General features: G+C 64.1%; 3 protein-coding genes. All 3 read right to left on the bottom strand.

The features are described 5' to 3' along the window. Positions 1–235, bottom strand: a 235-nt coding sequence (locus AC1DU6_RS29240) for a hypothetical protein (RefSeq protein WP_477861466.1), incomplete at its 3' end; no start/stop codon positions are given. Positions 236–358: 123 nt separating this feature from the next. Next, positions 359–694, bottom strand: coding sequence for an HPF/RaiA family ribosome-associated protein (locus AC1DU6_RS29245; protein WP_056197063.1), 336 nt, complete (start codon positions 692–694; stop codon positions 359–361). Positions 695–845: 151 nt separating this feature from the next. Next, on the bottom strand, positions 846–1,946 hold a 1,101-nt coding region (locus AC1DU6_RS29250; protein WP_477861468.1), incomplete at its 5' end, for a cbb3-type cytochrome c oxidase subunit I.

A 1,946-nucleotide genomic window follows, 5' to 3' on the forward strand; every position in this document is an offset into this window, starting at 1 on the left:
GCCGCTGCCCTGCGATGCCTTCGAGGCGCTCTATCTTGATCCGCCAGCGGGCGGTGCAGATCGGCTCGATGCATGAATCCGGCACTTCAGACTCGTCATGATGGTTGCATTTCGGGTGAGCGACATGATCAACGCCCGCTGCGTCGCCGCTGTGACGAGGGCGCTGCGGAAAGTCGACCCACGCGCGGTGGTGCAGATCGACCTCCATGCCCACGTGGTCGAGATAGAAGCCCACAGCGCCACGGCCCGACGCTTTGCTCGCTGATATGAAGGACAGCCTGTTCTGCGCCACGCATCAGGAGCAGGTCCGTGACGCCGCGTCGGCGCTTCGCCACCGGCAGCGACGAAGCGAAGGCCGTCAGGGGTGCACGGGTTGATGCCGTGGATGATGCTTGGCAATCGCAGCACCGACTGCGCGTTTGAGCTTGTGCACCGCTCCGGCGATGGCCTGGTGCGCGTTGGCGGCGCTGTCGTTCACGACGATGGCCTCTTCGCCGCTGAGCCGTGCATCGAGCATGCAATGAATGTCGTCGGTTCCAGACTTGGCCCGGCTGTTCGCGTCGGACAGATGAACTTCGACGCGCGTGACGCGTTCGCCAAAGCGCCCGAGTGCGGCATTGACGACCGCGTCGAGATGGTCGGTCATCGCCGCGCTGCCGTCGGTGTTGGGGTCAGTGTGGAGCAAGATCTGCATGGGGTCCTTCAAAGTCGTGCGAAGCGTTTGTGCGGCCGGAGCTGTCAGCCCTAGTTTGTGCGGTGCGATCGTCCGGGTCCGTGCGCTGTCGCACGGTCGCGTACCGTGCCCGTCATGCCTGCAGCGGGCAGGGCGGGCGCGATCACAAGCACTACACCGGCAGCTTCGCGGGGACGAGCAATGGGCGTATCGACTTGGCGCCCTCCCGCACGCCAAGGTACGCCTTGACCGACGCGATCACCAGCGGCACGGCCCCGAACACGATGAACACCACGTCGCCCGRCATGCGCATCCATTCGAGCAGCTGCGAACGTTCGCTGGCGATGTAGTCCAGGCTGCGGGCATGCCAGTAGCCGTTGTGCAGGACGTCCCACAGCTGCAGCAGCCCCGCCGGGAACAGGCTCAGGCCCACCATCAGAGCCAAGCCGCCGTTGGTGCCCCAGAACGCGACCCGGACATACCTTTCGATCGCAGGCCAACGTGAGTCATCGCTGGTCTGGCGCAGCACGAAGACCATCAGCGCGATCCCCAGCATGCCGAAGACACCCATCATGGCCGAGTGCCCGTGGGCGGGCGTCAGCAGCGTGCCGACTTCGTAGTAGCTGACGATCGGCAGGTTGATCAGGAAGCCGAGCATCCCCGCGCCGACGAAGTTCCAGAAGCCGACCGCCATCAGGAAATAGAAGGCCCACTTGTGCGGGATCTCGATGGCTTTGCCCGTGGCGTCGCGCACGCCGCGCGTGGTGCGCACGAAGTCCCATGCGTCGAGTGTCAGCAAGGTCAACGGAACCACCTCGAGGGCCGAGAACAAGGCTGACAAGGCCATGTTGAAGTTGCTCTGGCCGGTGAAGTACCAGTGATGGCCGGTGCCCATCAGGCCACCGAGAAAATACAGGATCGCGTCGAGATAGATCACGCGCAAGGCCACATTGCGGCGAGCCAGGCCGAGCTGGAAGAACGTGAGCGCCACCACGGTCGTGGCGAAGAACTCGAAGAAGCCTTCGACCCACAGATGGATGATCCAGAAGCGCCAGGTGTCGACCACCGTGTAGTTGGCCTTGGCACCAATGAACAGCGCCGGAATGTAGAACAGCGGAATCGCGATGGCGGCGACCAGGAACATCCTGACGATGGGCCGCACCGTGGGGTTTGCGAGCGCGTGGGGGCGCACCAGGGTCCACAGCAGTGCGAACCATGCGAAGAGGCCGGCCACCAGAAGGTATTGCCACACTCTGCCGAGTTCGAGGTATTC

This window comes from Roseateles sp. P5_B10 (genome assembly GCF_056400485.1).